General features: G+C 67.1%; 22 protein-coding genes. 11 read left to right on the top strand and 11 right to left on the bottom strand.

The window, feature by feature from the left end; genetic code table 11:
- The first annotated feature begins 532 nt into the window (after positions 1 to 532).
- A complete protein-coding gene (locus F8O08_RS02295; RefSeq protein WP_158038740.1) occupies positions 533 to 1408 on the top strand; it encodes a ribonuclease H family protein in 876 nt (291 codons plus the stop codon).
- 12 nt (positions 1409 to 1420) lie between these two features.
- Here the strand turns inward: F8O08_RS02295 and F8O08_RS02290 are convergent, their stop codons facing one another.
- Genes F8O08_RS02290 through F8O08_RS02270 form a run of 5 tightly spaced genes read right to left on the bottom strand, consistent with a single transcriptional unit; the run spans position 1421 to position 6951 of the window.
- On the bottom strand, positions 1421 to 2713 hold the full coding sequence (locus tag F8O08_RS02290) for a prenyltransferase (protein ID WP_318655631.1): 1293 nt from the start codon (positions 2711 to 2713) through the stop codon (positions 1421 to 1423).
- The gene (locus tag F8O08_RS02285) at positions 2710 to 3030 is read right to left on the bottom strand and encodes a lycopene cyclase domain-containing protein (RefSeq protein ID WP_158042439.1); all 321 of its coding nucleotides are present in this window, start codon (positions 3028 to 3030) and stop codon (positions 2710 to 2712) included. The genes F8O08_RS02290 and F8O08_RS02285 overlap by 4 nt, the downstream gene beginning before the upstream one ends.
- Complete coding sequence (gene crtI / locus F8O08_RS02280) at positions 3027 to 4682, bottom strand: phytoene desaturase family protein (protein WP_158042438.1); 1656 nt, start codon at positions 4680 to 4682, stop codon at positions 3027 to 3029. The genes F8O08_RS02285 and crtI overlap by 4 nt, the downstream gene beginning before the upstream one ends.
- Positions 4679 to 5701 carry a phytoene/squalene synthase family protein gene (locus tag F8O08_RS02275; protein WP_158042437.1) on the bottom strand — a complete coding sequence of 341 codons (1023 nt, stop codon included), beginning with the start codon at positions 5699 to 5701 and terminating at the stop codon, positions 4679 to 4681. Before F8O08_RS02275 ends, crtI begins: the two co-directional genes overlap by 4 nt.
- Positions 5698 to 6951, bottom strand: coding sequence for a polyprenyl synthetase family protein (locus F8O08_RS02270; RefSeq protein WP_158042436.1), 1254 nt, complete (start codon positions 6949 to 6951; stop codon positions 5698 to 5700). Before F8O08_RS02270 ends, F8O08_RS02275 begins: the two co-directional genes overlap by 4 nt.
- 151 nt (positions 6952 to 7102) lie before the next feature.
- Here F8O08_RS02270 and F8O08_RS02265 point away from each other — a divergent pair, with 151 nt between their 5' ends.
- From F8O08_RS02265 to F8O08_RS02250, 4 genes are all read left to right on the top strand, one after another.
- Positions 7103 to 7660, top strand: a complete 558-nt coding sequence (locus F8O08_RS02265) for a MarR family winged helix-turn-helix transcriptional regulator (RefSeq protein WP_158038745.1) — start codon at positions 7103 to 7105, stop codon at positions 7658 to 7660.
- A gap of 70 nt (positions 7661 to 7730) precedes the next feature.
- Positions 7731 to 8390 (top strand): DsbA family protein, encoded by a 660-nt coding sequence (locus F8O08_RS02260; protein WP_225733539.1) that lies wholly within the window; start codon positions 7731 to 7733, stop codon positions 8388 to 8390.
- A 104-nt stretch (positions 8391 to 8494) separates the two neighbouring features.
- A complete protein-coding gene (locus F8O08_RS02255; protein ID WP_225733538.1) occupies positions 8495 to 9106 on the top strand; it encodes a methylated-DNA--[protein]-cysteine S-methyltransferase in 612 nt (203 codons plus the stop codon).
- A gap of 145 nt (positions 9107 to 9251) precedes the next feature.
- Positions 9252 to 10064, top strand: a complete 813-nt coding sequence (locus tag F8O08_RS02250; RefSeq protein WP_158038746.1) for an NAD(P)H-hydrate epimerase — start codon at positions 9252 to 9254, stop codon at positions 10062 to 10064.
- Positions 10065 to 10081: 17 nt separating this feature from the next.
- On the opposite strand, the gene pip is transcribed toward F8O08_RS02250, so the two are convergent.
- The gene (gene pip / locus F8O08_RS02245; protein WP_158042435.1) at positions 10082 to 11131 is read right to left on the bottom strand and encodes a prolyl aminopeptidase; all 1050 of its coding nucleotides are present in this window, start codon (positions 11129 to 11131) and stop codon (positions 10082 to 10084) included.
- A gap of 310 nt (positions 11132 to 11441) precedes the next feature.
- Here pip and F8O08_RS02240 point away from each other — a divergent pair, with 310 nt between their 5' ends.
- The 3 genes from F8O08_RS02240 to F8O08_RS02230 are packed head-to-tail and all read left to right on the top strand — an operon-like array spanning position 11442 to position 13606.
- Entirely contained in the window at positions 11442 to 11861 is a 420-nt protein-coding gene (locus F8O08_RS02240; protein WP_225733537.1) for a GntR family transcriptional regulator, read from the top strand.
- Positions 11858 to 12793 carry an ABC transporter ATP-binding protein gene (locus F8O08_RS02235; protein ID WP_158042434.1) on the top strand — a complete coding sequence of 312 codons (936 nt, stop codon included), beginning with the start codon at positions 11858 to 11860 and terminating at the stop codon, positions 12791 to 12793. Before F8O08_RS02240 ends, F8O08_RS02235 begins: the two co-directional genes overlap by 4 nt.
- A 9-nt stretch (positions 12794 to 12802) precedes the next feature.
- Positions 12803 to 13606 (top strand): hypothetical protein, encoded by an 804-nt coding sequence (locus tag F8O08_RS02230; RefSeq protein ID WP_225733536.1) that lies wholly within the window; start codon positions 12803 to 12805, stop codon positions 13604 to 13606.
- Positions 13607 to 13781: 175 nt separating this feature from the next.
- Here the strand turns inward: F8O08_RS02230 and F8O08_RS10780 are convergent, their stop codons facing one another.
- The 3 genes from F8O08_RS10780 to pdxS are packed head-to-tail and all read right to left on the bottom strand — an operon-like array spanning position 13782 to position 15622.
- Complete coding sequence (locus F8O08_RS10780; RefSeq protein ID WP_192497690.1) at positions 13782 to 13973, bottom strand: hypothetical protein; 192 nt, start codon at positions 13971 to 13973, stop codon at positions 13782 to 13784.
- Positions 13974 to 13979: 6 nt separating this feature from the next.
- Positions 13980 to 14672, bottom strand: a complete 693-nt coding sequence (gene pdxT / locus F8O08_RS02220; protein WP_158038749.1) for a pyridoxal 5'-phosphate synthase glutaminase subunit PdxT — start codon at positions 14670 to 14672, stop codon at positions 13980 to 13982.
- A gap of 2 nt (positions 14673 to 14674) precedes the next feature.
- Positions 14675 to 15622 (bottom strand): pyridoxal 5'-phosphate synthase lyase subunit PdxS, encoded by a 948-nt coding sequence (gene pdxS, locus F8O08_RS02215; RefSeq protein ID WP_158042433.1) that lies wholly within the window; start codon positions 15620 to 15622, stop codon positions 14675 to 14677.
- Between the two features lie 96 nt (positions 15623 to 15718).
- Here pdxS and F8O08_RS02210 point away from each other — a divergent pair, with 96 nt between their 5' ends.
- The gene (locus tag F8O08_RS02210) at positions 15719 to 17302 is read left to right on the top strand and encodes a PLP-dependent aminotransferase family protein (protein ID WP_158042432.1); all 1584 of its coding nucleotides are present in this window, start codon (positions 15719 to 15721) and stop codon (positions 17300 to 17302) included.
- Here F8O08_RS02210 and F8O08_RS02205 read toward each other — a convergent pair.
- Positions 17294 to 17581, bottom strand: coding sequence for a YciI family protein (locus tag F8O08_RS02205; protein ID WP_158042431.1), 288 nt, complete (start codon positions 17579 to 17581; stop codon positions 17294 to 17296). The two genes, F8O08_RS02210 and F8O08_RS02205, sit on opposite strands and share 9 nt — an antisense overlap.
- Positions 17582 to 17637: 56 nt before the next feature.
- Positions 17638 to 19887 (bottom strand): MMPL family transporter, encoded by a 2250-nt coding sequence (locus tag F8O08_RS02200; RefSeq protein ID WP_158042430.1) that lies wholly within the window; start codon positions 19885 to 19887, stop codon positions 17638 to 17640.
- A gap of 108 nt (positions 19888 to 19995) precedes the next feature.
- On the opposite strand from F8O08_RS02200, the gene F8O08_RS02195 reads away from it, so the two are divergent.
- Together F8O08_RS02195 and F8O08_RS02190 are read left to right on the top strand one after the other, a co-directional pair.
- A complete protein-coding gene (locus tag F8O08_RS02195; protein ID WP_158042429.1) occupies positions 19996 to 20907 on the top strand; it encodes a TIGR01777 family oxidoreductase in 912 nt (303 codons plus the stop codon).
- A 112-nt stretch (positions 20908 to 21019) separates the two neighbouring features.
- On the top strand, positions 21020 to 21895 hold the full coding sequence (locus F8O08_RS02190; RefSeq protein WP_158038805.1) for a Bax inhibitor-1/YccA family membrane protein: 876 nt from the start codon (positions 21020 to 21022) through the stop codon (positions 21893 to 21895).
- The last annotated feature ends 97 nt before the right edge of the window (positions 21896 to 21992 follow it).

The following is a 21992-nucleotide window of genomic DNA, read 5'->3' as shown; positions in this document are numbered from 1 at the left end:
CACGAATTTCGCTACACGGCCCCGCGAATACGGCTTGGACAGGCAAACAGACAGTGCAGAGAAAAGAAAACAGAGCGGACAAGCAGGTTTCGCTCGATGACGACCGATGACAGTACGGAGCGCCGCAGCGCGGACTGAACGGACTGAACGGAGGACTGCACGGGCTGCGCGGACTGCACGGGCAGGGCGGACTGCACGGACTGGGCGGACTGCACGGACTGGGCGGACTGCACGGACTCTACCGGGATTGGACGGAATCAGCCGAAATTGGACGGAATCAGCCGTTTTCGTCCGATCCAGGTCAGTCTGAGGCAATCGCCGCAGGTGCCCCCTTCGGCCGCACTGCAGTGCGCACGGCCGCATTTCAGTGCGCACGGCCGCGCTGCTCGGTGCCGTGCTGCTGATCTGGTTCACGCCCGAGCGAGTCGAGCGCAGCCTCGCGGCGAGGTGATGATCGGGGGGGCGCGGGTGCGTGGCCGGGGCCGGGGCCGGGGCCGAGCCTGATGTCGGCGCCCAGTGGCAGAATGTTCGAATGACCATCATCGCCTCTGCAGACGGATCAGCTCTCGGCAACCCCGGCCCCGCCGGCTGGGCCTGGTACGTCGACGACGACCACTGGGCGGCCGGGGGCTGGGAGCACAGCACCAACAACCGCGGCGAGCTGCAGGCCGTGCTCGAGCTGCTGAACGCGACGGCAGACCGCGACGAGCCGCTGCGCATCCTCTGTGACAGCCAGTACGTGATCAACTCGGTCACGAAGTGGATGCCCGGCTGGAAGCGCAAGGGCTGGAAGAAATCCGACGGCAAGCCGGTGCTCAACCGCGACCAGCTCGAGCAGATCGATGCGGCGCTGCAGGGGCGAGACGTGCAATTCGAGTGGGTCAAGGGGCACGCCGGGCATCACATGAACGAGGCCGCCGACGAACGCGCGCACGGTGCTGCCCTCGCCATCCAGGCGGGGCGTGCGGTGGATGCCGGGCCCGGTTTCGCCGCATCGGCTGCCCCGTCGTTCGCAGATACCGCGGCCGCGTCGACCGCAGATACCCTGGCAGATACCCCGGCGGACACCCCGTCAGACACCCCGGCAGACGCCGCCCCATCGAGTTCGGCTGCCTCGGACGCACTCGCAGCCGAACGACTGCTCGCCGACGCACGTGGCGCCCGCGACATCGCCACCGGCCGCAGCCTGCTCGACGAGGGATGCCGCATCATCGGCTCACGCGCCCTGCTGCCGGCCGCAGGCGATCAGCTCAGGTCGGCTGCGGCATCCGCCGTCACCGACGACGTCACCATCGTCACCTACGAGACCCGGTCACCGACGGTGGCCGCCCATTCGTCGGTCTGGGTTCGGCGCGAGGGGCACTGGCTGCTGAGCCTGCACCATGTCTCGTCCGGCGGGCTGGCCTGAGTCTGCCTCTGGTCACAGGTTCAGCGAAGCCCACCAGATCAGCAGCATGGTGACGCAGAACCCGCAGGCATAGTTGATCGCCAGAAAGCGCCGCCAACCGACGTTGGCCTGAGCCGAGCGCTCGTCGCTGATCGAACGAAACGGCCACACTGCGACGATGTACGGCACGACCAACAGCGCCCCCAGCGGCCCGGGCCAAGACGTGAAGAGCGTCAGCACGCCGGCCGCCGACCAGAGCCAGATGGCCAGCCGCACCGTTCGCCCCGCCCCCAGCACCGTCGCGATCGACGAGATGCCGCCCTCGCGATCAGGAATCACATCCTGCACCGCACCGAACGCATGACTGGCCATGCCCCAGAGGCCAAAGGCCACCAGCAGCGCGATCAGCGGCCAGGTGAGCTCGACGCCGGCGAAGGCGAGACCGCATACCGCCGGGGTGACGAAGTGCAGGCTCGAGGTGATCGAGTCAACGACGGGCCGCTCTTTGAACCGCAGCCCTGGCACCGAGTAGGCGACCACGAGAAACAGGCTGACGGCCAACGTGATCGCGCCGGCGACCATGGTGCCCAGATGCCAGGCGGCAACCAGCATGAGCGAGACGAACGGCGCTGCCGAGATCACGCCGCTGAGCACCACAGTGCGATGCAGTCGGGGCTCCAGCAGGGCGCCTTCCGCCCCGCCCTTGCGAGCGTTGCGCAGATCGCTCTCGTAGTCGAACACGTCGTTGATGCCGTACATGAGCAGGTTGTACGGCACCAGGAAGAACAGCGTGCCAGCCACCAAGCCCAGAGTCGACCAGGAGCCGGCAGCCGACACGGCGCTCAGTTGTGGGTCGCCGCCGCCGACGCCGAGAGCGAATGCGGCGGCGAACGGAAACGCCGTGTTGATCCAGCTCAGGGGTCGTGACGAGAGAAGCACCGTGCGTGCGGTGCGCTCATGATCACGCACGAAGACCCACAGTGCCGGCAGCAGCAGCAGCGCGGCGAGCGGGTAGGCGAAGTCTTCGATCGGAGCTCGGCCGATCTGCCAGCCGGTGCGCCCTTGGTCGGCGTAGGAGAAGAGCCCTGCCGAGATCATCACGTTGTCAAAGACCGCGGTGAGCAGCACGAGCCCCGCCAGCGCGATCGCGAATGCGCTCAGCACGCGGGTGATGCGCGGCCCCGACGAGGGCAGCGCTCCTGAGCCCGGCGCATGCTGCGGAGGCTCCGAAGCGCGTCGAGCGCGGATGCGGCGTGCCAGCAGGCAGAGCACCGCGGCTCCGGCGGCGACGGCGAGCATGACCAGGTTGAGCTGCGGATAGGTCATCGCTGCCGCCGTTCGAGCAGCCGCACGGCGGCACACCACAGCAGCATCGCAGACCAGCAGAGCAGCAGCAGGAACACCGGCTCTTCGATCGGCAGCTCTGGCGCGAGCAGCACCCCGAGCTGCCAGGGCCCGTCTGCCTGCCGAAAGTGTCCGTTTGCGATGCCGAACAGATCCCAGAGCACAAAGAAGGCGACACCGCTGACGAGCACCATGACCGCCGTGACCGGCGCCCGCCAGACGAACAGTCGCCACCGTCGGTCGAGCAGGGCGACGCCGAGCAGTGAGAGCAGCAGCAGAATCAGATACGCGGCGCTCATCGGTCGCTGCCTGCCGTCGGGCTGGGTGATGGTTCGGGCAGCGGCCCCAGCGAGGAGTCGCCGCGCACGCGCTTCAGCATGATCTCGGCGCTGATCAGACACATCGGCAGACCGACCCCTGGAATGCTCGATGTGCCGGCATAGTAGAGCCCCGCCACCTTGCGCGAGGAGTTTCTGGCGCGCAGCAGCGCACTCTGACGCAGTGTGTGTGCTGGCCCCAGTGCGCCTCCCTGCCAGGCGTTGAGATCTCTCGCGAAGTCGGCGGGAGCGACGGTGCGACGCACGACGATGCGCTCGGCGAGGTCGGGGATGTCTGCCCACTCAGAGATCTGTGCGATCGCGCGGTCGACGGCGGCCTCCACGGCCTGGTCTCCGGTGCCGTCGAGCCCTCCGGTGCCGATGCGGGTGTCTGCCGCAACGGGAATCAGCACGAACAGATTCTCATGGCCCGCCGGTGCGACGGCTGCGTCTGTGGCACTCGGTTTGCAGACGTAGCAGGATGCGGGGTCGGGGATGCCTGCGCGATCGGCGAAGATGGTGTCGAAGTTCGCCTTCCAGTCTGCGGTGAAGAAGAGCGAATGGTGTTCGAGCTGCGGCAGCCCGCCGCGCACCCCGAGCATCGCCAGCACCGCGCCCGGCCCCGGGTCACGGCGCTGCCACCACGATGACGGGTAGGTTCGCAGCGGCGACGGCAGCAGCTCTGTCTCGGTGTGGTGCAGGTCTGCCGCCGACACCACGATATCGGCGAGGTGTCGACGACGACGACCGGTGTGATCGACGGTGGTCACGCCCGTCGCCTGAGCGCGCTGACGCCGTCTGCCGCCCTGGCTGCGGCCGCCCTGTGTGTCGATCGAGATCGCACGACGATCAGTGACGATGGTCACTCCCGCATCGCGGGCGACGCGCTCGACGGCTGCGATCAGCTCGGTGAAACCTCCCTGGGGGTAGAGCACGCCGTCGTCGAGGTCGAGATGGCTCATCAGGTGGTAGAGCGCAGGTGTGCGCTCGGGCGACGTGCCGAGAAAGACCGCCGGGTAGCCGAGCACTTGGCGCAGCCTGCGGTCAGCGAACCGCGCCCCCACGAAGGCCTCCAGCGTCTGTGTCAACAGACCCGGAAGACGCCGGATGTCACGCAGCACCGATGGCCGCAGCAGTGGCGTCAGCCGCTGCCACGATGTGTAGAGAAAGTGCTCCTTGGCGCTGCGGTAGGTCGCCGCCGACGAGTCCAGATATCGGCCGAGAGCCTTTCCTGCGCCGGTCTCGACGGCTTCGAACGCGGCCTGGTTCGCGCTGCGCGACCGGGCGACGTCGAGCCGCGAGGCAGACTCGCCTGACGCAGACGGTTCGAAGAACACCCGGTAGCCGGGATCGAGCGTCGTCAGTTCGACCTGTTCCGCAGCGCTGGTGCCGAACAGTCTGAAGAAATGGTCGAACACCTCGGGCATCAGGTACCAGCTCGGCCCGGTGTCGAAGCGAAACCCCTCATGCTGCCAGGTGCCCGCGCGGCCGCCGAGCACATCCTGCCCCTCGAGCAGCGTGACGGCGTGCCCATCGCGCGCCAGGAGCGCGGCCGACGCCAGACCAGCGATGCCTCCGCCGATCACCACGGCACGCTGCCGCTGGTTCTGTGGTGGTCGCTGGTGCTTCCTCATCGTCTGCTCCCGTCGAGTGGCATCGGCGCCTTCGATCTGTCAGCCTCGCGGCCGCGTCGCCTGGCAACGCGCTCGTGCAGCATGCAGCGCGCCACGATCTGCGCCTTACGCCATCCGGGCACCCGAGTGCGGCTGGTCACGAGCATCTCGACCGGCGTCTGTCGAAGGCGCCGGGACAGCTCGGAGAACAGCGCATGCGCAGTGGCGACCGCCAGTCTGCTGCCCGTTGGCAGGTCGGCGATCGCCTCGCCGGCCTGGGTGAGCTCGGCGTCGATGCCGTCGAGAATGCGATCTCGAGCGGTCTCGGTCAGGCGGATGCTGCGATGCGGGCGTGCTGCCGCATCCGTCGCCGGAAGGGTCGTCTGCGCAGCCGGCGACTCATCTGCGTCAGGCCGCACCGGCTGACGATCTTCGACGACCACGATGGCGTCCGGAAAATAGTTGCGACCGCGCAGGTGCACATCGTCGCCCAGGTCACGCAGGAAGTTCACCTTCTGAAACGCGGAGCCCAGAGCACGTGCCCCATCGCGCAGCCGTGCTCGATCGACGGGATCTTCGACGAAGCAGGCCAGGCACATCAGCCCGACGACCTCGGCAGAACCGTGAATGTAGGCCGGCATCTCTGCCGCAGTGAACGGGGCGGGGTCGAGGTCACGCCGCATCGAGGCGAAGAACGGCGCGATCAGCTCGGCGTCGATGCCGCGGCGGCGCGCCACGCTGGCGAAGGCGTGCACGATGGGATTCGTGCTGTGGCCGTCACGAATCGCCTCATACACTGTGTCTTCGAGCGCGTCGAGCGCATTCGCCTGCTGTGCTGTGGACATCCCCGCCTGCTCTGCGGCCCCGTCAACCGTCTCGTCGGCAATGCGCACCAGCGCATAGAGAGCCCTGATCTCGGGACGCAGCGCAGGTGTGAGCAGGCGACAGGCGAGCCCGAACGACGTCGAGTACCGCGCGACCACGAGTGCGGCGGCGTGCATCGCCGTGCGCTGGTATCGCTGTGCGTCGCTCTCTCTCATCGCTGCCGCCCTGCTATCGCGTCGAGGTGCGCCTGCATGCAGTCTCTGAGGCGCGGCGGCAGCGACTCGTCTTCGAGCAGGCTGCGGCTGAGACGCAGATGATCCCGCGCCCGCAGCTCGACCGCCGCACGGGCGCCGCAGGCGTTCAGCAGGTCGCGCGCTCGGGCCGCACGTGCGTCATCGAGTGTGGGGTCGCCGATCATGGTTTCGAGTTCGGCCCACACGGCTGTGTGCTGCGCGACGGCGATGAGCGCCGTGCGTGTGCCGCGCTGCAGGTCGACCTTGGTGCTTTTGCCGGTGACGTCGGCATCGCCGAAGACGCCGATGAGATCGTCGGTCAGCTGGAAGGCGATGCCGGCGTGGCGAGCCATGTCGCTGAGATTCGAGATCTGCCGCGCATCGGCGCCAGCCAGCATCGCGCCGATGCGCACGGGAGCAACGAAGCTGTATCGGGCCGTCTTGAGCTCGAGCGTCTGCTCGATCTGGCACAGCGCCTCGTCTGCCAGGGGCGGCACCGATGAGGTCTGAGCCGGGACAGTCGACCGCGACTGAGGGCGTGCGGTCTGCTGCACGGTCGAGCGTGTCGGCTCAAGCGGTGAGACGCCGGCATCGGCCGCAGAGAGACGGCCCGTCGACTGCGAGGCGTCTGATATGAGCGACTGTGTGACATCCGCCAGCTCGCCGGCAGCAGAGAGGTGAATCGTCTCGTCGAACTCATCAAGGAGCTGATCTCGCAGCCGGTCTTCGACCCGCACGCCGGCCAGACGGCGAATGGCCGAGCTGAGCAGCAGATCGCCTCCGAGCGTTCCCGCCGCAAGCCCCCAGCTGCTTCCGGCTCCTGCGGAATGTGCGTTTCCGCGTGCGGAGAACTCGGCGATGGCGTTCGGGCGACCACGTCGCAGCAGATCGCCGTCGATGAGGTCGTCGTGAAGAAGAAAGGCTGCGTGCAGCATCTCGAGCGCCGCTGCTGCCTCGATGCAGGCCTCGCGATGCTTCTCCGGGCCGCCCAAGGCTGTGAAGGTGTCGATCAGCAGCGCCGGACGAACCCGTTTGCCGCCCCCGATGCCCGATCGCAGTGCCTGCCACAGCTGCACGAAACGATCGTCGACCTGTGCCGCCTGCCGCAGACTCGCGTCCAGCCCCTGCTGCAGCCGTTCGTCGACGTCGGCCAAGGTGATCGGCGCTGCGTGCGGACGCGTCGGCTCGGCGACATGACGGTTGTCGGTGGTCGATGCCGGGCGGGCGGACATATGGTCTCCTTCATGATCCGGCGATGACTGCTGCCGTCTAATCAAACTATATCTAACTTAGTTAGAGTTCTAGCTCAGAACCGCGTTCGCCCAGTAGGCTCAGAACAGGGCGACGCGACAGGATGCGCATCGCTGCACAGAGGAGAACACGATGTCTGAGAGAACTGGGCAGACCACAGGCGCACCATCCCCACATCCCATCGCGGGAACTGATCGTCGCCCGCATGCCTACTGGTATGACGAGGACACTGAGACCGGTGCCCGCCAGGTGCTCGAAGCGGTTCGTCGTCTGCACCGCGCAGACCAGGCCATGCGCCATCGATCAGAGCGATACATGAGGCTCAATGCGACCGATATGGAAGCGCTGCGACTCATCATGGCACGCGAACGCTGCGGCCTGGCGACCACTCCGGGCGACATCACCGCGCACCTCGACGTCACCAGTGCGGCAACCACCAAGCTTCTGGGCCGCCTCGAGGCCACAGGGTTCGTCACCCGGTCGCGAAACCCCCTCGACGGACGCGGCCAGCTGCTGCAGTCGACAGAGTCAGCGCACCGCGAAGTGCGCAGTTCGCTGGGCGACATGCATACACGCATGATCGAGCTGGCCTCCACTCTCGACGATGATCAGCAGCGAGCCGTCATCGGCTTTCTCGACGCGCTCGCAGAGCTCTTCGACGGTGGCCCTCACACCGACGGCCGCAGCTGAAAGACCTGCCCTGAACGTCGACGCACGCAGCCGACTCCCCCTGACCAGCACGAATCCGAGAGGAACCGCCATGACATCCGCAGCACCAGCACCCGACCCCACACAGGCCGAGTCATCGCCCCTGACCGCGACGAGCACCGCACCCGTCGAGTTCTTCTTCGACCCGATCTGTCCTTGGGCGTGGATGACGTCCCGATGGCTCGCCGAGGTGCAGCAGGTGCGCGACCTCGACGTGACCTGGCGCGTGATGAGCCTCGCGCTGCTGCCGGCGAATGCCGAGCCCGACCCCGACCACGCCGACGGCATTCGACGGTCGAAAGAGTACTGCCCGCTGGTCGCTCTGGTCGCCGACCGCTTCGACAGCACTGCGGTCAAGGCGCTGTATGACGAGTTGGGCCGACGCATCCATCTGGACGCCCGCACCGACGTCGAGGCGGTGGCACGCGAGAGTCTGTCGGCGGCCGGGCTCGATGCCGCGCTCTTCGACGAGCGGCACGAGGGCGACGCGGCGCTGGCAGCGAACCAGGAGGAGGTCGCCAGGCGAGTGGGCACCGATGTCGGCACGCCGGTTCTGACGATCAACGAGCACTCGTTCTTCGGGCCGGTCGTGTCTCCGGCTCCGACCGGGGATGCTGCCCTGCGGCTGTACGACGGGCTCGCGCTGGCGACCAGCGTCGACGGATTCTTCGAGCTGAAGCGCTCACGCGACGTGGGGCCGATTCTGCGGTGACGCGGTGTTCTGCACAGAGGCACTGATGGCGTGGACCCGTGCACAGGCTGAGTGCGGCACTGTCGACAGAGCCTTCTGTCAGGCAGACTCAGAGAATGAATCAGATGACAGAGATGACAAAGGCCTCACCGCCGACAACTGACACCGCACACGACGAGGTGCGTCCCGCCAACGCCCTGCACCGTGATGAGCTGACATCGTCGGTCGTGTCGACGCCGATCGGCCCGCTGCTCGTGGCGACGACCGAGCGAGGCGTGGTGCGCGTCGCATTCGCCACAGAGGGCGTCGAACCTGTGGTCACCGAGCTGGTCGATCGGCTGCGTCCCGATTTGCTCATCGCCGACGACGAGGCCAAGCACGAAGCCGTCGATCACCTGGCCATCGCCGAAGCGCAGCTGCGCAAGTATTTCGCGGGCCGGCTGCAGGCGTTCACCGTGCCGATCGACGACGCACTATCGTCGGGGTTCTACCTCGAGGTGCGACAGGCGCTGCGCCAGGTGCCGTTCGGCACCACCACGACGTACACCGCTCTGGCCGAACGGCTCGGGCGCCCCAAGGCGGTTCGCGCCGTCGGCACGGGGTGCTCGGGCAATCCGATTCCCGTGATCGTGCCCTGCCACCGCGTGACGCGGGCCGACGGCAGTCTGGGCGGCTACCGAGGCGGCGCACCGGCAAAAGCGATTCTGCAGGCGCTCGAGGCTGACGCCCTCCGCTGAGCCCTGTTCTCGTCTGTGTCGACCGATGTGCACCCTGCGTTGCACCCACTTTCCGCTCGCAGGCGCGTCCTCGTGTCTGGTCACGCGAGCCCTGCGTCTTGGCCTGCATCCTCGTTCGTGAGCCTGCGCCCGTCATACTAGAGGTATGAGGGGATACACCGCCGAACAGATCCGCACTGCTGAGAAGCCGCTGCTCGACGCCGGGCTGCCGTTGATGCAGCGGGCAGCGACCGCACTCGCCCAAGAGGTTCGTGGCCTCTTGGACGACCACGGCACGGCGATCGACGATGCCCAAGTGCTCGTGCTCGTCGGGGCAGGCAACAATGGTGGCGACGCGCTCTTCGCCGCCGGGCGACTCGCCGATGCGGGCGCCGACGTGCGCATTGTGCCGACGGCTGACCGCGTGCATGGCTCCGGCCTCGCCGCCGCCGAGGATGCAGGCGCTCGACTGGCTGTTCCTGTCGGGGCCGCTGAAGAGGCGTGCGTCGACGCCGCTGTCGCCACGGCACGAACGAGCGATGTGGTCGTCGACGGAATTCTCGGCACCGGCACGAGACTGGGCGCCGAAGCAGCACTGCGTGGAACGGCTCGAGCCGTCGTCGAGGCCGTGAACGACGTGATCGCCGACCGCCGCAGCCTCCGGGTGCAGAGTCTCGACACCGCCTCGCTCGCCACACAGGCACCGGTGCCTGCGCAACGCTCACGCGACGCGTCGGGCGATCGCGACCAGGGCATCCGCCCGATGGTCGTCGCCGTCGACATTCCCAGCGGCATCAATCCAGACACCGGCGAGGTGCCCGATCCGACGGTGCTGCACGCAGACCTGACCGTCACGTTCGGCGCCGCCAAGGCGGGGCTGCTGCAGCCTCCGGCGAAGGCCTATGCCGGCGAACTCAGCGTGATCGACATCGGCATGCTCGGCGAGCTTGCCAGAGTGACTCCCGCCTACGAAGACTAGGGAAGGCCCAGTCTCGTTCACCGCAGCGCGCGAAACCCGTCAGTCGCCTCGATCAGGCCCGCAGCGATCCCGGCTTCGTTCGATCCGTGACCGGCGTTCGGCACGAAGGTGAGCTGTGACTGCGGCCAGGCACGATGCAGCTCCCAGGCGCTGCGCGGCGGGCACACCACGTCATAGCGCCCCTGCACGATCACACCGGGGATGCCCGCCAGGCGGTCGGCCTCGTCGATCAGCTGGTTCTCACGCATGAACCCGCCGTTGGCGAAGAAGTGGTTCTCGATGCGTGCGAATGCGAGCGCGAAGCGACGATGCTCAGCCAGCTGCAGCGTGGTTCGCGCGGGCTCTCCAGGAACGAGCAGATGGCTCGTCTGCGACTCCCAGTCAGACCACGCCAGCGCGGCCTGCAGCGCCACCTCTTCGTTTGGCCCGTTGAGCAGCCGATGGAACGTTGCGATGTGGTCGCCGGCGAGTTCTTCCGGCGCATGTTCGCGCAGCACAGACTCATAGGCGTCGAAGAGGTCGGGAAACAGGTTCTGTGCACCGCCTCGGTTGTAGTACCAGTCGAGCTCCCAGCGGCGCAGCAGGAAGATGCCGCGCAGCACGAGCCCGATCACGTGCTCGGGGTGAGCCTCGGTGTATGCCAGCGACAGCGTCGAGCCCCATGACCCGCCGAAGACGAGCCAGCGTTCGACGCCGAGGTGTTCGCGAATGCGTTCCATGTCGGCGACGAGCCGCGCGGTGTCGATGACGCCGAGGTCGGCGCCGTCTGCCGCATGCGGCGTGCTCTGCCCGCATCCGCGCTGGTCGAAGAGAATGATGCGGTAGACGGCAGGGTCGAAGAAGCGCCGCTGCCAAGGGCTTGTGCCGCCGCCGGGCCCGCCGTGCACGAAGACGACCGGCGTTCCCTGAGGGTTGCCCGACTGCTCCAAGTACAGGCGCTGCCCCTCGCCCACGTCGAGGTGCTCGATCTGGTGCGGCTCCAGCGCCGGGTACAGAATCTCTTCAAGACTGCGCGTCTCAATCGCTGCTGTGTGGGCTGAGGCGGATGCAGGGGTTGCGTCAGACATGCAGCCAGACTAGTCGTTGGCTCCCCTACGTCAGCGACCGGTGGATCGTGCCGGGACAAGTCCCCGCTGGCAATCCAGCCGCCCGAAATGCGGCCCCACAACATCCAGACATGGAACTTGGCATGGATGGGTGTTCTCACCCGACATTTGGCATGAGTCGATCGCACCGGCTGACATTTGGCATGAGTCGATATGCACCTAGAGCAATTTGCAAAGGCATCGCACGCGTACTTGGGTTCATTACTTGACTAATGAACCCAAGTACGCGACACTGATGGAACAGAACCGAGCAACAGAGAGCAGGTGATCCGTGGCATTCGACAACGACCGGCCGATCTTCATCCAGCTCGCTGACCAGATCGCCGACGACATCGCCAACGGCGCATACGCCGAAGGCACAGCGGTTCCGTCGACCAACGAGCTGTCTGCATTTCACCGCATCAATCCGGCGACAGCGGGCAAAGCGCTCAATCTGCTCGTCGACCGTCAGCTGCTCGAGAAGCACCGGGGTCGCGGCATGTTCGTCGTCACCGGCGCCCGAGCACAGCTGCTCGCCGAACGCCGCAGCCACTTCGCAGAACAGTTCGTCGCGCCGATGCTGCGAGAGGCGCAGCGCCTCGGGCTCACCCCCGATGAGGTGCGCAGCGCGATCGCACAGACAATCCAGACCACGCAGAGTGCCCAGGCATCACACACCCACAAGCCCGACCTCGACAGGAGGCCCCAATGAAGAACCCCATCATCTCAGTGGCCGACGTCACCCGCCGATACGGTGACGTCGCAGCCCTCGACGACGTATCGTTCACCATCGAGCAGCCCAGCATCATCGGGCTCCTCGGTCGCAACGGCGCAGGCAAGACCACCCTGATGGCGCTGCTCACCGGGCAGGATCGCCCGACTGCGGGCAGCATCCACGTCACGGGCGGCGACCCGTTCGAGTCGGCGCCCGTACAGGACGACATCAGCTTCATCCGCGACAACCAGCGCTACCCCGACGACTACCAGCTGAAGCATGCGCTGCGCATCGCACCGCTGTTCCACCCGGCGTGGGATGCTGCACTGGCGGCCCGCCTCGTCGAGGCGTTTCGACTGCCGGCCAAGACCAAGGTCAAGAAGTACAGCCGCGGCCAGCTCTCGGCGCTCGGCGTCGTCATCAGTCTTGCCTCGCGAGCGCCGATCACGTTTCTCGATGAACCGTACCTCGGGCTCGACGCGACGGCCCGGCAGCATTTCTATGACGTGCTGATCGAGGACTACTCGGCGCACCCACGCACGATCATCGCCTCGACGCATCTGATCGACGAGATGGCGCCGCTGTTCGATCACGTGTTGGTGCTCGACCGCGGGCGGCTCGTGCTCGACCGCAGTGCTGACGACCTGGCGGGCTTCGCGTTCACGCTGAGCGGCGTCACCACACGCGTCGAGCCGTACCTCGAGGGCAGAGATGTGCTGCACTCACACGAAATCGGCGCCTTGAGCACGGTGACCGTGCGTGGGCAGGCCGGCCGCGAGCTCGTTGCAGCCGCCGGGGCCGACGGCGTGGATGTTCGACCCGCGTCGCTGCAGCAGATCGTCAGCGCGCTCGGTGCGGGTTCGCTCACAGACGCACGTGCTGCCCGCCCGACCACAAACCTCGACGCTTCGCGCGCCACAACTGTCTAAGGAGTGATCATGACTTCCCCAGCCTTCTCTTCCCGCCTCGACGGCACCGTCGACTCCGACCCGGTACGTCCCGGGCCTTCCGTCAGCCGCCCGACCCCATTGCAGCGCATCGCCCGGGTCACCCGGCTTCAGCTGAACGTTCCGTCGAGCAGCGTGCTCACCCCGGCGCTCATCTTCGGCTTGGTGTTCGTGGTCTCTGTGATCATCTCGCTGACGATTCAGCGTGCGACCGGTGGCAGCCCAAGCGACCCGGAGTTCGTCAGCGGGCTGCGCAACAACTCGGGTGCGGCGTGGTCCCTACCCGGATTTCTGATCTACCTGGGTGTCGCCTCGGTCTCGACGACCTTTCCGTTCGTGCTTGCTTTGGGCAGCACACGCCGCTCGTTCACGCTCGGCACGCTGGCGTTTCATCTGCTGATGGCGGTCTACGTCGCACTTCTGGGCGGTGCGCTTCTGCTGCTCGAAATCGCCACGAACCACTGGTTCATCGGCGTCTATGTCTTCGACACGCTGCTGTTCGGCTCAGGGTCGCTCTGGCAGCTCCTCGTGACCTTGTTCTTGGGCACGCTCGCGTCGCTGTCGATCGGCGGAGCCTTCGGCGCGATCTGGGTGCGCTTCGGCAATAAAGGCCCGACGATCGTGGCCATCGCACTTGCCCTGATCGTCGCACTCGTGCTTCTGCTGTCGGTCCCGGCCTGGCCCTGGCTCGGCGAACACTTCAGCGTGTGGTGGCTGGCCGCATTCACCGGCGTCATCATCGTGATCACCTGTCTGTCACAGTACCTGGCACTGCGCCGCGCCTCGGTGCGGTAGCACGGGTTCCGCTGTGCAGGATGCCCTGGGCAGAGGCATCTTGCACAGCGGCGCACCTGCGCGGATTGGCCGAGACCGCCACTGTTTGGAGGAAAACGCCGATTCTCCCGCAAACGGTGGCGGCCTGGACCAATCCGCGCAGGTGGGTATTTGAGCAGCAGCGCTGGCAGATGATTCAGGAGCAGCGCAGCTGCACCAGCATCGGCACCAGCACCAGCACCAGCACCAGCACCAGCGGCACCGCCAGCAGCACCAGCACCACCAGCACCAGCATCGGCACCAGCACCAGCGGCACCACCAGCACCAGCGGCACCAGCGGCACCAGCACCAGCACCAGCACCAGCACCAGCGGCACCGCCAGCAGCACCAGCCGTCACACCAGCTTCAGCAGCTGCTCATGCACCGTGGTGTCACCCGTGAGCTCGGGATGAAACGCCACCCCGATGAGGTTCCCCTGTGTGACGGCGACGATCTCACCCCGATGACGCGCGGCCACGGTCGCTCCCCCGAGCTGCACAACCCTCGGAGCTCTGATGAACGCCGCGCGCACCGGCCCCCAGATCGTCTCGACCGTGGCCTCTTCAGACACCACCTGCGCCCCGAAGGCGTTGCGGTCGACCGTAACGTCCAGACCCCCGAGGGAACGCTGCCCCGGCGCCGGGTTCTCGATGCGATCGGCCAGCATGATCAGCCCCGCGCAGGTGCCGAGCGTCGGCAGTCCGGCGGCAATGACTTCACTCAGCGCATCCGTGAGGCCGAGCGCGCGAGTGAGCCGATCGAGCACCGACGATTCCCCGCCGGGCAGCACCATGGCATCCACCCGAGGGCCGTCTGGGCCGATGAGATCGGCCGAACGCCGAATCGGCACGGGCAGCACCTGCATCGATGCCAGCAGATCGACGTGTTCGCGCACGCCACCCTGCACCGCGAGCACGCCCACACGACGGATGCTCGGATCTGGTCTCGAGCGCACAGCCCGGTCTGCCGTGCGACGGATGCTCGGTTCAGGCCGCACGTGCACCTCCAGGTGGCTCCCGGTCAGGTGACTGCCCGTCGGGTCAGGCATTGTCACCATCCTCGTTCGGCGAGGCGGTGCGGCGCGGGCAGGTCGGCCACATTGATGCCGACCATCGCCTCGCCGAGACCGCGTGAGGCCTGGGCGATCGCCGCCGGATCGTCATACTGGGCGGTTGCGCGCACGATCGCGGCTGCGCGCTTTGCGGGCTCGCCCGACTTGAAGATGCCCGAGCCGACGAACACGCCGTCGGCACCGAGCTGCATCATCATCGCTGCGTCTGCGGGCGTGGCGATGCCGCCAGCGGTGAACAGCACGACCGGCAGTTCGCCGTGCTCCGCGACCCACTGCACCAGCGGCAGCGGCGCCGCCAGCTCTTTCGCCGCGACGTAGAGCTGCTCCGGCTCTGTGGCGGCGAGCGCCTGCAGTCGGGCGATGTCTCCCCTGATCGTGCGGATGTGCTTGGTCGCCTCTGACACATCCCCCGTGCCGGCCTCGCCCTTCGACCGGATCATCGCCGCCCCCTCGGCGATACGGCGCAGCGCCTCGCCCAGATTGGTGGCACCACACACGAAAGGCACGGTGAACCGCTGCTTGTCGATGTGATTCACGTAGTCGGCGGGGCTCAGCACTTCGGATTCGTCGATGTAGTCGACGCCGAGCTCCTGCAGCACCTGCGCTTCGACGAAGTGCCCGATGCGCGCCTTCGCCATCACCGGAATCGACACCGCCGCGATGATCGAATCGATCAGGTCGGGATCGCTCATGCGCGCCACACCGCCCTGCGCGCGGATGTCTGCCGGGACGCGTTCGAGCGCCATGACGGCGACGGCTCCGGCGTCTTCGGCGATGCGCGCCTGCTCGGCAGTCACGACGTCCATGATGACGCCGCCTTTGAGCATGTCGGCGAGCCCGCTCTTGACGAGGGGCGTGCCGAAGGCGGATGCGATGGTCGTGTCGGCAGCAGCGGTCTGGTCAGCGAGGGTCTGGTTCTCAGTCATGGCCTCAACTGTCGCCCGAGGAGTGGCATGCGACAAGATCCAGTATCCTGCGATTTCTCTGGACCACTTTGCCGATCATAGGTCACACTGGAGTGCATGCGCGCCGCTCAGCTTCTCGAACTGCCGATCGATCTGCGCCCCGAGCGCGCCGAGTCGCTGCCGGCGCAGCTGGCCTCGGCCGTTCGAGAGCTGATCGACACCGGCGTGCTCGATGCGGGCGACGCGCTGCCGTCGACGCGAGCCTGGGCCAGGCAGCTGAGCGTGTCTCGGGGAACGGTCGTGACCGCCTTCGAACAGCTCGGTGCCGAGGGGTATCTCGAAGCTCGGCGGGGGTCGGCCACGCGAGTCAACCCGCGTCTGGCCGTGACGCATCCGCGCCCGCCGGCGCCTGACCGCGCCCAGGTGTCACTGCCCTCGCAGCAACGGCCGACTCCGCCCTCGCCGCCAAGCGGCGCGCATGCACAGGCGCACACACAGACCTCGTCCCGGACGCCACGCATCGTTCACGACCTCACACCCGATCGACCATCGACCGAGCACCTGATCACGCCGGCGTGGCGCGCGGCCTGGCGAACGGCGACTGAGACGGTCCCGGCCCCCGTGCCACCAGCCGGACTGCCAGAACTGCGCAGGCAGATCGTCGAGCATCTGCGCCGCATGCGCGGGGTCAGGCGCGACGCCGATGCGGTCATCGTGACTGCGGGAGCACGCGAAGGGCTGGCCCTGCTGATGCTCGCGTCGTTCGGCAGCACCGCTGCCCCGGTCATCGGAGTCGAGTCGCCGGGCTACCCGTCGCTGCGACGCGTGGTGACCCGTCTGGGCGCGCGACTCCAGCGTCTGCAGGTCGATACGTCGGGGCTGCTCACCGACCGACTGCCGCGGCCTCCCGCGGCGATGCCAGACGCGGTGATCGTGACCCCCAGCCATCAGTATCCGTTGGGCGGGTCGCTGCCTGCCGACCGTCGCCGCGAACTGCTCGACTGGGCCCGCCGTCACGAGGTGATCGTCATCGAAGACGACTATGACTCCGAGCTGCGCTACGTCGGCCAGCCGCTGCCTGCGCTCGCCGCCCTGGACGATCCGCACGACGGGGTGGTCGTCACCCTTGGCACGTATTCGAAGACGGTCGCCCCCGAGGTCGCGACCGGTTTCGTGATCGCCGGCGATCGGCTGCGCAAACGGATGCTGCAGGTGCGCCGCGATCTCGGCTCACCGGTGTCGGCCATGACGCAGACCGCCTTCGCCGAGTATCTGTCGTCAGGCGAGCTGCGCCGGCACACCGCTCGGATGCGTCGCATCTATCGCCAGCGACGCAGCCGCGTTCTCACGCAGCTGCAGGGGCTCGCAGGCATCACGGTGTTTCCCATGGACGGCGGCCTGCACGCCGTCATCGAGGTGACATCTGACGGCGACACCACGGGTGCGTTGCGAACGAGGGATCCGGACGACGCGAGCGATCAGATCGACGCGAGCACGGCATCCCCCGACCGCGAAGCCGATCTCATGCGCCGCTGCACCGCAGCGGGCATCGCCGTGTCAGCACTGTCGACCTATTGGAGCGGAGGCGATCAGAGCGAGTCACGACACGGGCTGGTCATCGGCTACGGGCACCTCGACGACCGCGAGCTCGACGCCGCGCTGCGCGCTCTGGCGCGAGTGCTGGTCGAACGATCAGTGTGAGAAGCCGCCGATGACGATGTTCCACTCCTGCACGTGACGCTCGGCGACCAGACCGTTGGCGACCATCGGGTCGTCGTCGCTCAGTGCGGCGGCCTGCTCGATGCTGTCGGCCTGGAAGATCAGCAGCGCGGTGTTCGGGCCTGCTGTGGTCAGCGGCCCCGAGGCAAGGTTCTGCCCGTTCTCAAGCAGCCCGGTGAGGTAGGCGCGATGTGAGGGACGCACCTCGCCGAGCTTCTCCGCGTCGTCGACGTACTTGTAAGTGATCGCGTACAGCGCCATGCCTTGCTCCGTTCGATGGGGTGAGTCGGTCGGCTGCGGCAGCCGACCTGAAGACATTATGCCCCGCGTTTCGAAGAACCCGCACGATCAAGGCGCGACGGCCACCAGAGCACTCGACGCATCGAGATCGCGAGCGCAGGCACCAGCAGCGACCGCACCAGAATCGTGTCGAGCAGTACGCCGAAGCTCACGATGATGGCGAGCTGCAGCAGAAAGAGGATGGGGATCACGCCGAGTGCGGCGAACGTCGCTGCGAGCACGACGCCGGCCGAGGTGATCACCGAGCCGGTCTGCACCAGTCCCTCGTCGATGCCCCGTCGGGTGCTGAGATGTGCATCATGCTGCTGCCTTCTCGTCAGGTCTGCATCGGGCACGCCGTTCTCGGCGAAGAACCGGGTCTCTTCGCGCACCCGCGTCATCAAGAAGATGTTGTAGTCGACGCCGAGCGCGACCAGGAACACGAACCCGTAGAGCGGCACCGAGGGGTCGGCACCGGGCAGGTGCAGCACGTGGTCGAAGATCAGCGACGAGACGCCGAGAGCTGCCGCGAACGAGAGCACCGTGGCGCCCAGCAGCATGATCGGCGCCACAATCGAACGCAGCAGCAGCATGAGGATGATCGTGATCACCACCAACACGACCGGAATGATCAGGTTGCGGTCGTGCATGGCGGCGTCATTGGTGTCGACCGCCGTCGCAGTGACCCCTCCGACCAGCGCGCTCGGGGCGGCAGTGGCCAGGTCGGCGCGCAGCTCGCGCACGGCCTGTTCCGAGCTCGGGTCGTCGGCGCCGTGCTCAAGCGTCGCACGCAGCTGCACATGCCCGTCGACCTCGAGCGGCTGCGCCCCCGGAATAGGCGCCCCACTCGGACCGTCCGTCACCTGGTACGCACCGCTCATGCCGTCGGCCGCACGCAGAGCGTCCAAGGCAGCCGACGCATCCGTCGCGTCTGCGATCACGGTGACCGGGCTGCCTGTGCCGCCTGCGAAGTGCTGCTCAAGCAGCGCCTGACCTGTCGACGACTGATTCTCGGTGAGCACCAGGTCGCGCTGCTGCACGCCGTTCGCGTTCAGCCCGAACAGCCCGGTCGCACCAGCGGCGAGCAGCACGACGCTCGCGATCCACACCGTGCGATGACGACGGTCGACGAATCGGGCCACCGCGGGCCAGAGCCGACCGGTGCGCTCGTTCGAGACATGTGCGGCCCGCAGTCGCGGCACGTTCGGCCAGAAGCCGGCTCGGCCGACCAGCGCGAGCAGTGCCGGCAGCAACGTCATCGCGGCGAGGAACGCCCAGACGATGCCGATCGCGGTCACTGGGCCGAGGCTGCGATTCGAGTTCAGGTCGCTCAGCAGCAGACAGAGCAGCCCGGCGATGACGGTGCCGGCCGAAGCCGCCACCGGTTCGAGATTCGCGCGCAGGGCGGCGAGCACCGCCCTCCACACGCTCGGCTCTGTGGTGAGCAGCTCGCGATATCGGTGCACGATGAGCAGCGAATAGTCGGTGCACGCGCCGATCACCAGAATGCAGAGAATGCCCTGCGACTGCCCGTTCAGCTGCACGACACCCGCCTTGGCGAGCCAGAAGACAGTGAGGATCGAGGCGCAGAGAGCGAACACAGAAGTGAGCAGCACCAGCAAAGGCAGCAGCAGCGACCGGTAGACCAGCACGAGGATCACCAGCACGGCGCTCAGAGCCACGATCAGCAGCACTCCGTCGATGCCGGCGAAGGCTGCGCTGAGGTCTGCGGCGTAGCCGGCCGGCCCCGTCACGTGTGCCTCGATGTCGGTGGATGCCGGGCCAGCGTCGGCGAGAGCCTGCTGCAGCTGCTGCACGGGAGCCTTCGGTCCGTCGCCGCGGTCGAGCTCGATGACGACCTGCGCCGCCTGCCGGTCTTCGCTGGGGATCACCGGAGAGGCGGTGGCGCCGTCTGCGGCGGCGGCGACGCGATCAGTGATCTGCTGCAGGTCGCCGGCCGTGAGCTCGCGGTTGTCTTCAGTGGTGAAGACGACGACCGCAGGAATCACGTCGGGGTCGTCCGCGAAGCGCTGCTGCCACTGCTGCACCTGCGTCGACTGTGAGCTGGCAGGCAGAAATGTGGTCGCATCGGTCGAGGCGACCTGTGAGATCTTGCCGAAGGTCGGCCCGCCCAGCCCTCCCAACACCAGCCACAGCAGCGTGAGCACGACGGGCAGCCCGATGCGCAGCCAGCGGCTCGGCTGACGGCTCGGCCGACGCGAGTCGGTCTTTCCGCCCTGCAGAGTCGGCGAGCCGGTACGGTCAGAGCTGTCGGGCGAGGTGCGCATGAACTGATCGTAACACCGCATGCTTACCAAGTAAGCTACTTGCAGGTATGGTCGGTGAAACACAGGCATCACCAGTGAAACAGGCATCACCAGTGAAGAGGAGTGACTATGAAAGTGCTCATCGCGGGAGCCAGCGGACTCATCGGGTCCGAAATCCGTCGACAGCTGGCCCACACCGGCCACGAGGTCGGCATACTCACACGCCCCGGCTCGCACAGCGATTCAGGTTCGACCCCCACATGGCAGTGGCAGCCGACGACCGCTGAGATCGACCCCGAGTCCGTCGAATGGGCCGACGCCGTCATCTCTCTGAACGGAACCAGCATCGCGAAGCTGCCGTGGACCAAATCGCGTCGCCGCAGCATCCTTGAGAGCCGTGTCTCGAGCACTCGTACGCTCGCCCGGGCCATAGCGGCCTCGACAGAGCCCCCGGCCGCCTGGGTCTCGGCGTCGGCGGTCGGTTTCTACGGCAGCCGCCCCGGCGAACGGCTCACCGAGCAGGCCGCCCCCGGCGAAGGCTTTCTCGCTGCCGTCACACGCCGCTGGGAGGCCGCGACGCGTGCTGCGGCAGACAGCACACGCATCGCACATGCACGCACCGGAATCGTGCTCTCGACACGTGCCGCTCTCGGCCCGTTGGTCACCCTTGCGAAGTTCGGCCTCGCCGGCAGGCTCGGCTCGGGGCGACAGCACTGGCCATGGGTGTCACTGAGCGACGAGGCGGCTGCCTATGTGCATCTGGCCACCGAGAGCGAGATCGCCGGGCCGGCCAACATCGCAGCGCCCAGCGGTGCCACGAGCGAGCAGGTCACCCGTGCGGTCACCCGGGCGCTGCGACGCCCACATCTGCTGCCGGCGCCGGCATGGGCACTGCGCATGGCACTCGGCACCGCAGCCGACGACCTGCTGCTCGCCGATCAGCATGTGGTTCCCCAGCGACTCACCGAAGACGGCTTTGTCTTCGGCGACGACGATCTGGTTCGCGCCGTGGACGAGGCTGTGGCGGCCCGCGGGGAATAGGCTGCGCACAGCTGCGTTCTCTAGAATGTGTATGCGCCGCGGCACCGCTGCCGATCAGCGACATTGACAGCGCGGCTGACCACGACACGACAATGAGGAGGCCTTCGTGGCTCTGGACAACCCCGTTCTCTCGAGAAACCCCTATTTCAACGGCAAGACGCCGCAGGTGGGTGAGACCGCAACGGCAGATCAGCTGCGCCAGATGTACGATCGCCCGGCCGGGGCCGAACCCCAGACACAGCAGACGCAACAGGGACTTCCTCAGCAGACTCAGCCGCAGGCCTTCCCGGCCGCGGGCTCGGCGCTGCCAGCCTCGGAGCGCATGACCTACGACGGCGTCATCGTGAAGACCGCGATGCTCTTCGGCACGATTCTCGTCGGTGCCGTCGTCGGCTGGATGTTCCCGGTGCTGCTGCTTCCCGGCGTCATCGTGGGCCTGGTGCTCGGCCTGGTCAACTCGTTCAAGAAGCAGCCGTCCGTGCCGCTCATCCTCGCCTACGGCGTCTTCGAAGGGCTCTTCGTCGGAGCGATCTCGCAGGTGTTCGCGACGACGTACTACGGTGGCATCGTCGTTCAGGCGGTGCTGGCGACGCTCAGCGTGTTCGCCGTCACATTGGTGCTCTTCTGCAGCGGCAAGGTGCGCGCGTCGGCCAAGGGCGCCAAGATCCTGATGATCGCCATGGGCGGCTACCTGCTGTTCAGCCTGATCAACGTGGGCATGATGGTCTTCGGCGCGACGTCGAACCCCTTCGGCGTGTTGGGCATGCAGATCTTCGGCATCCCGGTCGGCGTCATTGTCGGCATTCTGGTGGTCATCATGGCCGCGTACTCACTCGTTCTCGACTTCGACATGGTCAAGACTGGTGTGCAGCAGGGAGCGCCGGCCAAGTTCGGCTGGACCGCAGCCTTCGGCATCGCCGTCACGGTCATCTGGCTCTACGTGGAGTTCCTGCGTCTGTTCGCGATTCTTGCCAGCAGCCGCGACTGACTCTGTTCAGCGCGACGCGCCTGTGACTTTGCGCCAGCCCTCGGCGGGTGTACAATCCTAGATACATCTTGTATCTATGTTGTATACCCGAAGGGGG

The sequence above is a fragment of the Pseudoclavibacter sp. CFCC 13611 genome (assembly GCF_008831225.1).
Taxonomy (GTDB): Bacteria; Actinomycetota; Actinomycetes; order Actinomycetales; family Microbacteriaceae; genus Pseudoclavibacter_A.
Note: the sequence above shows the minus strand (reverse complement) of the source record. Positions and strands in the feature narration are given on the sequence as shown.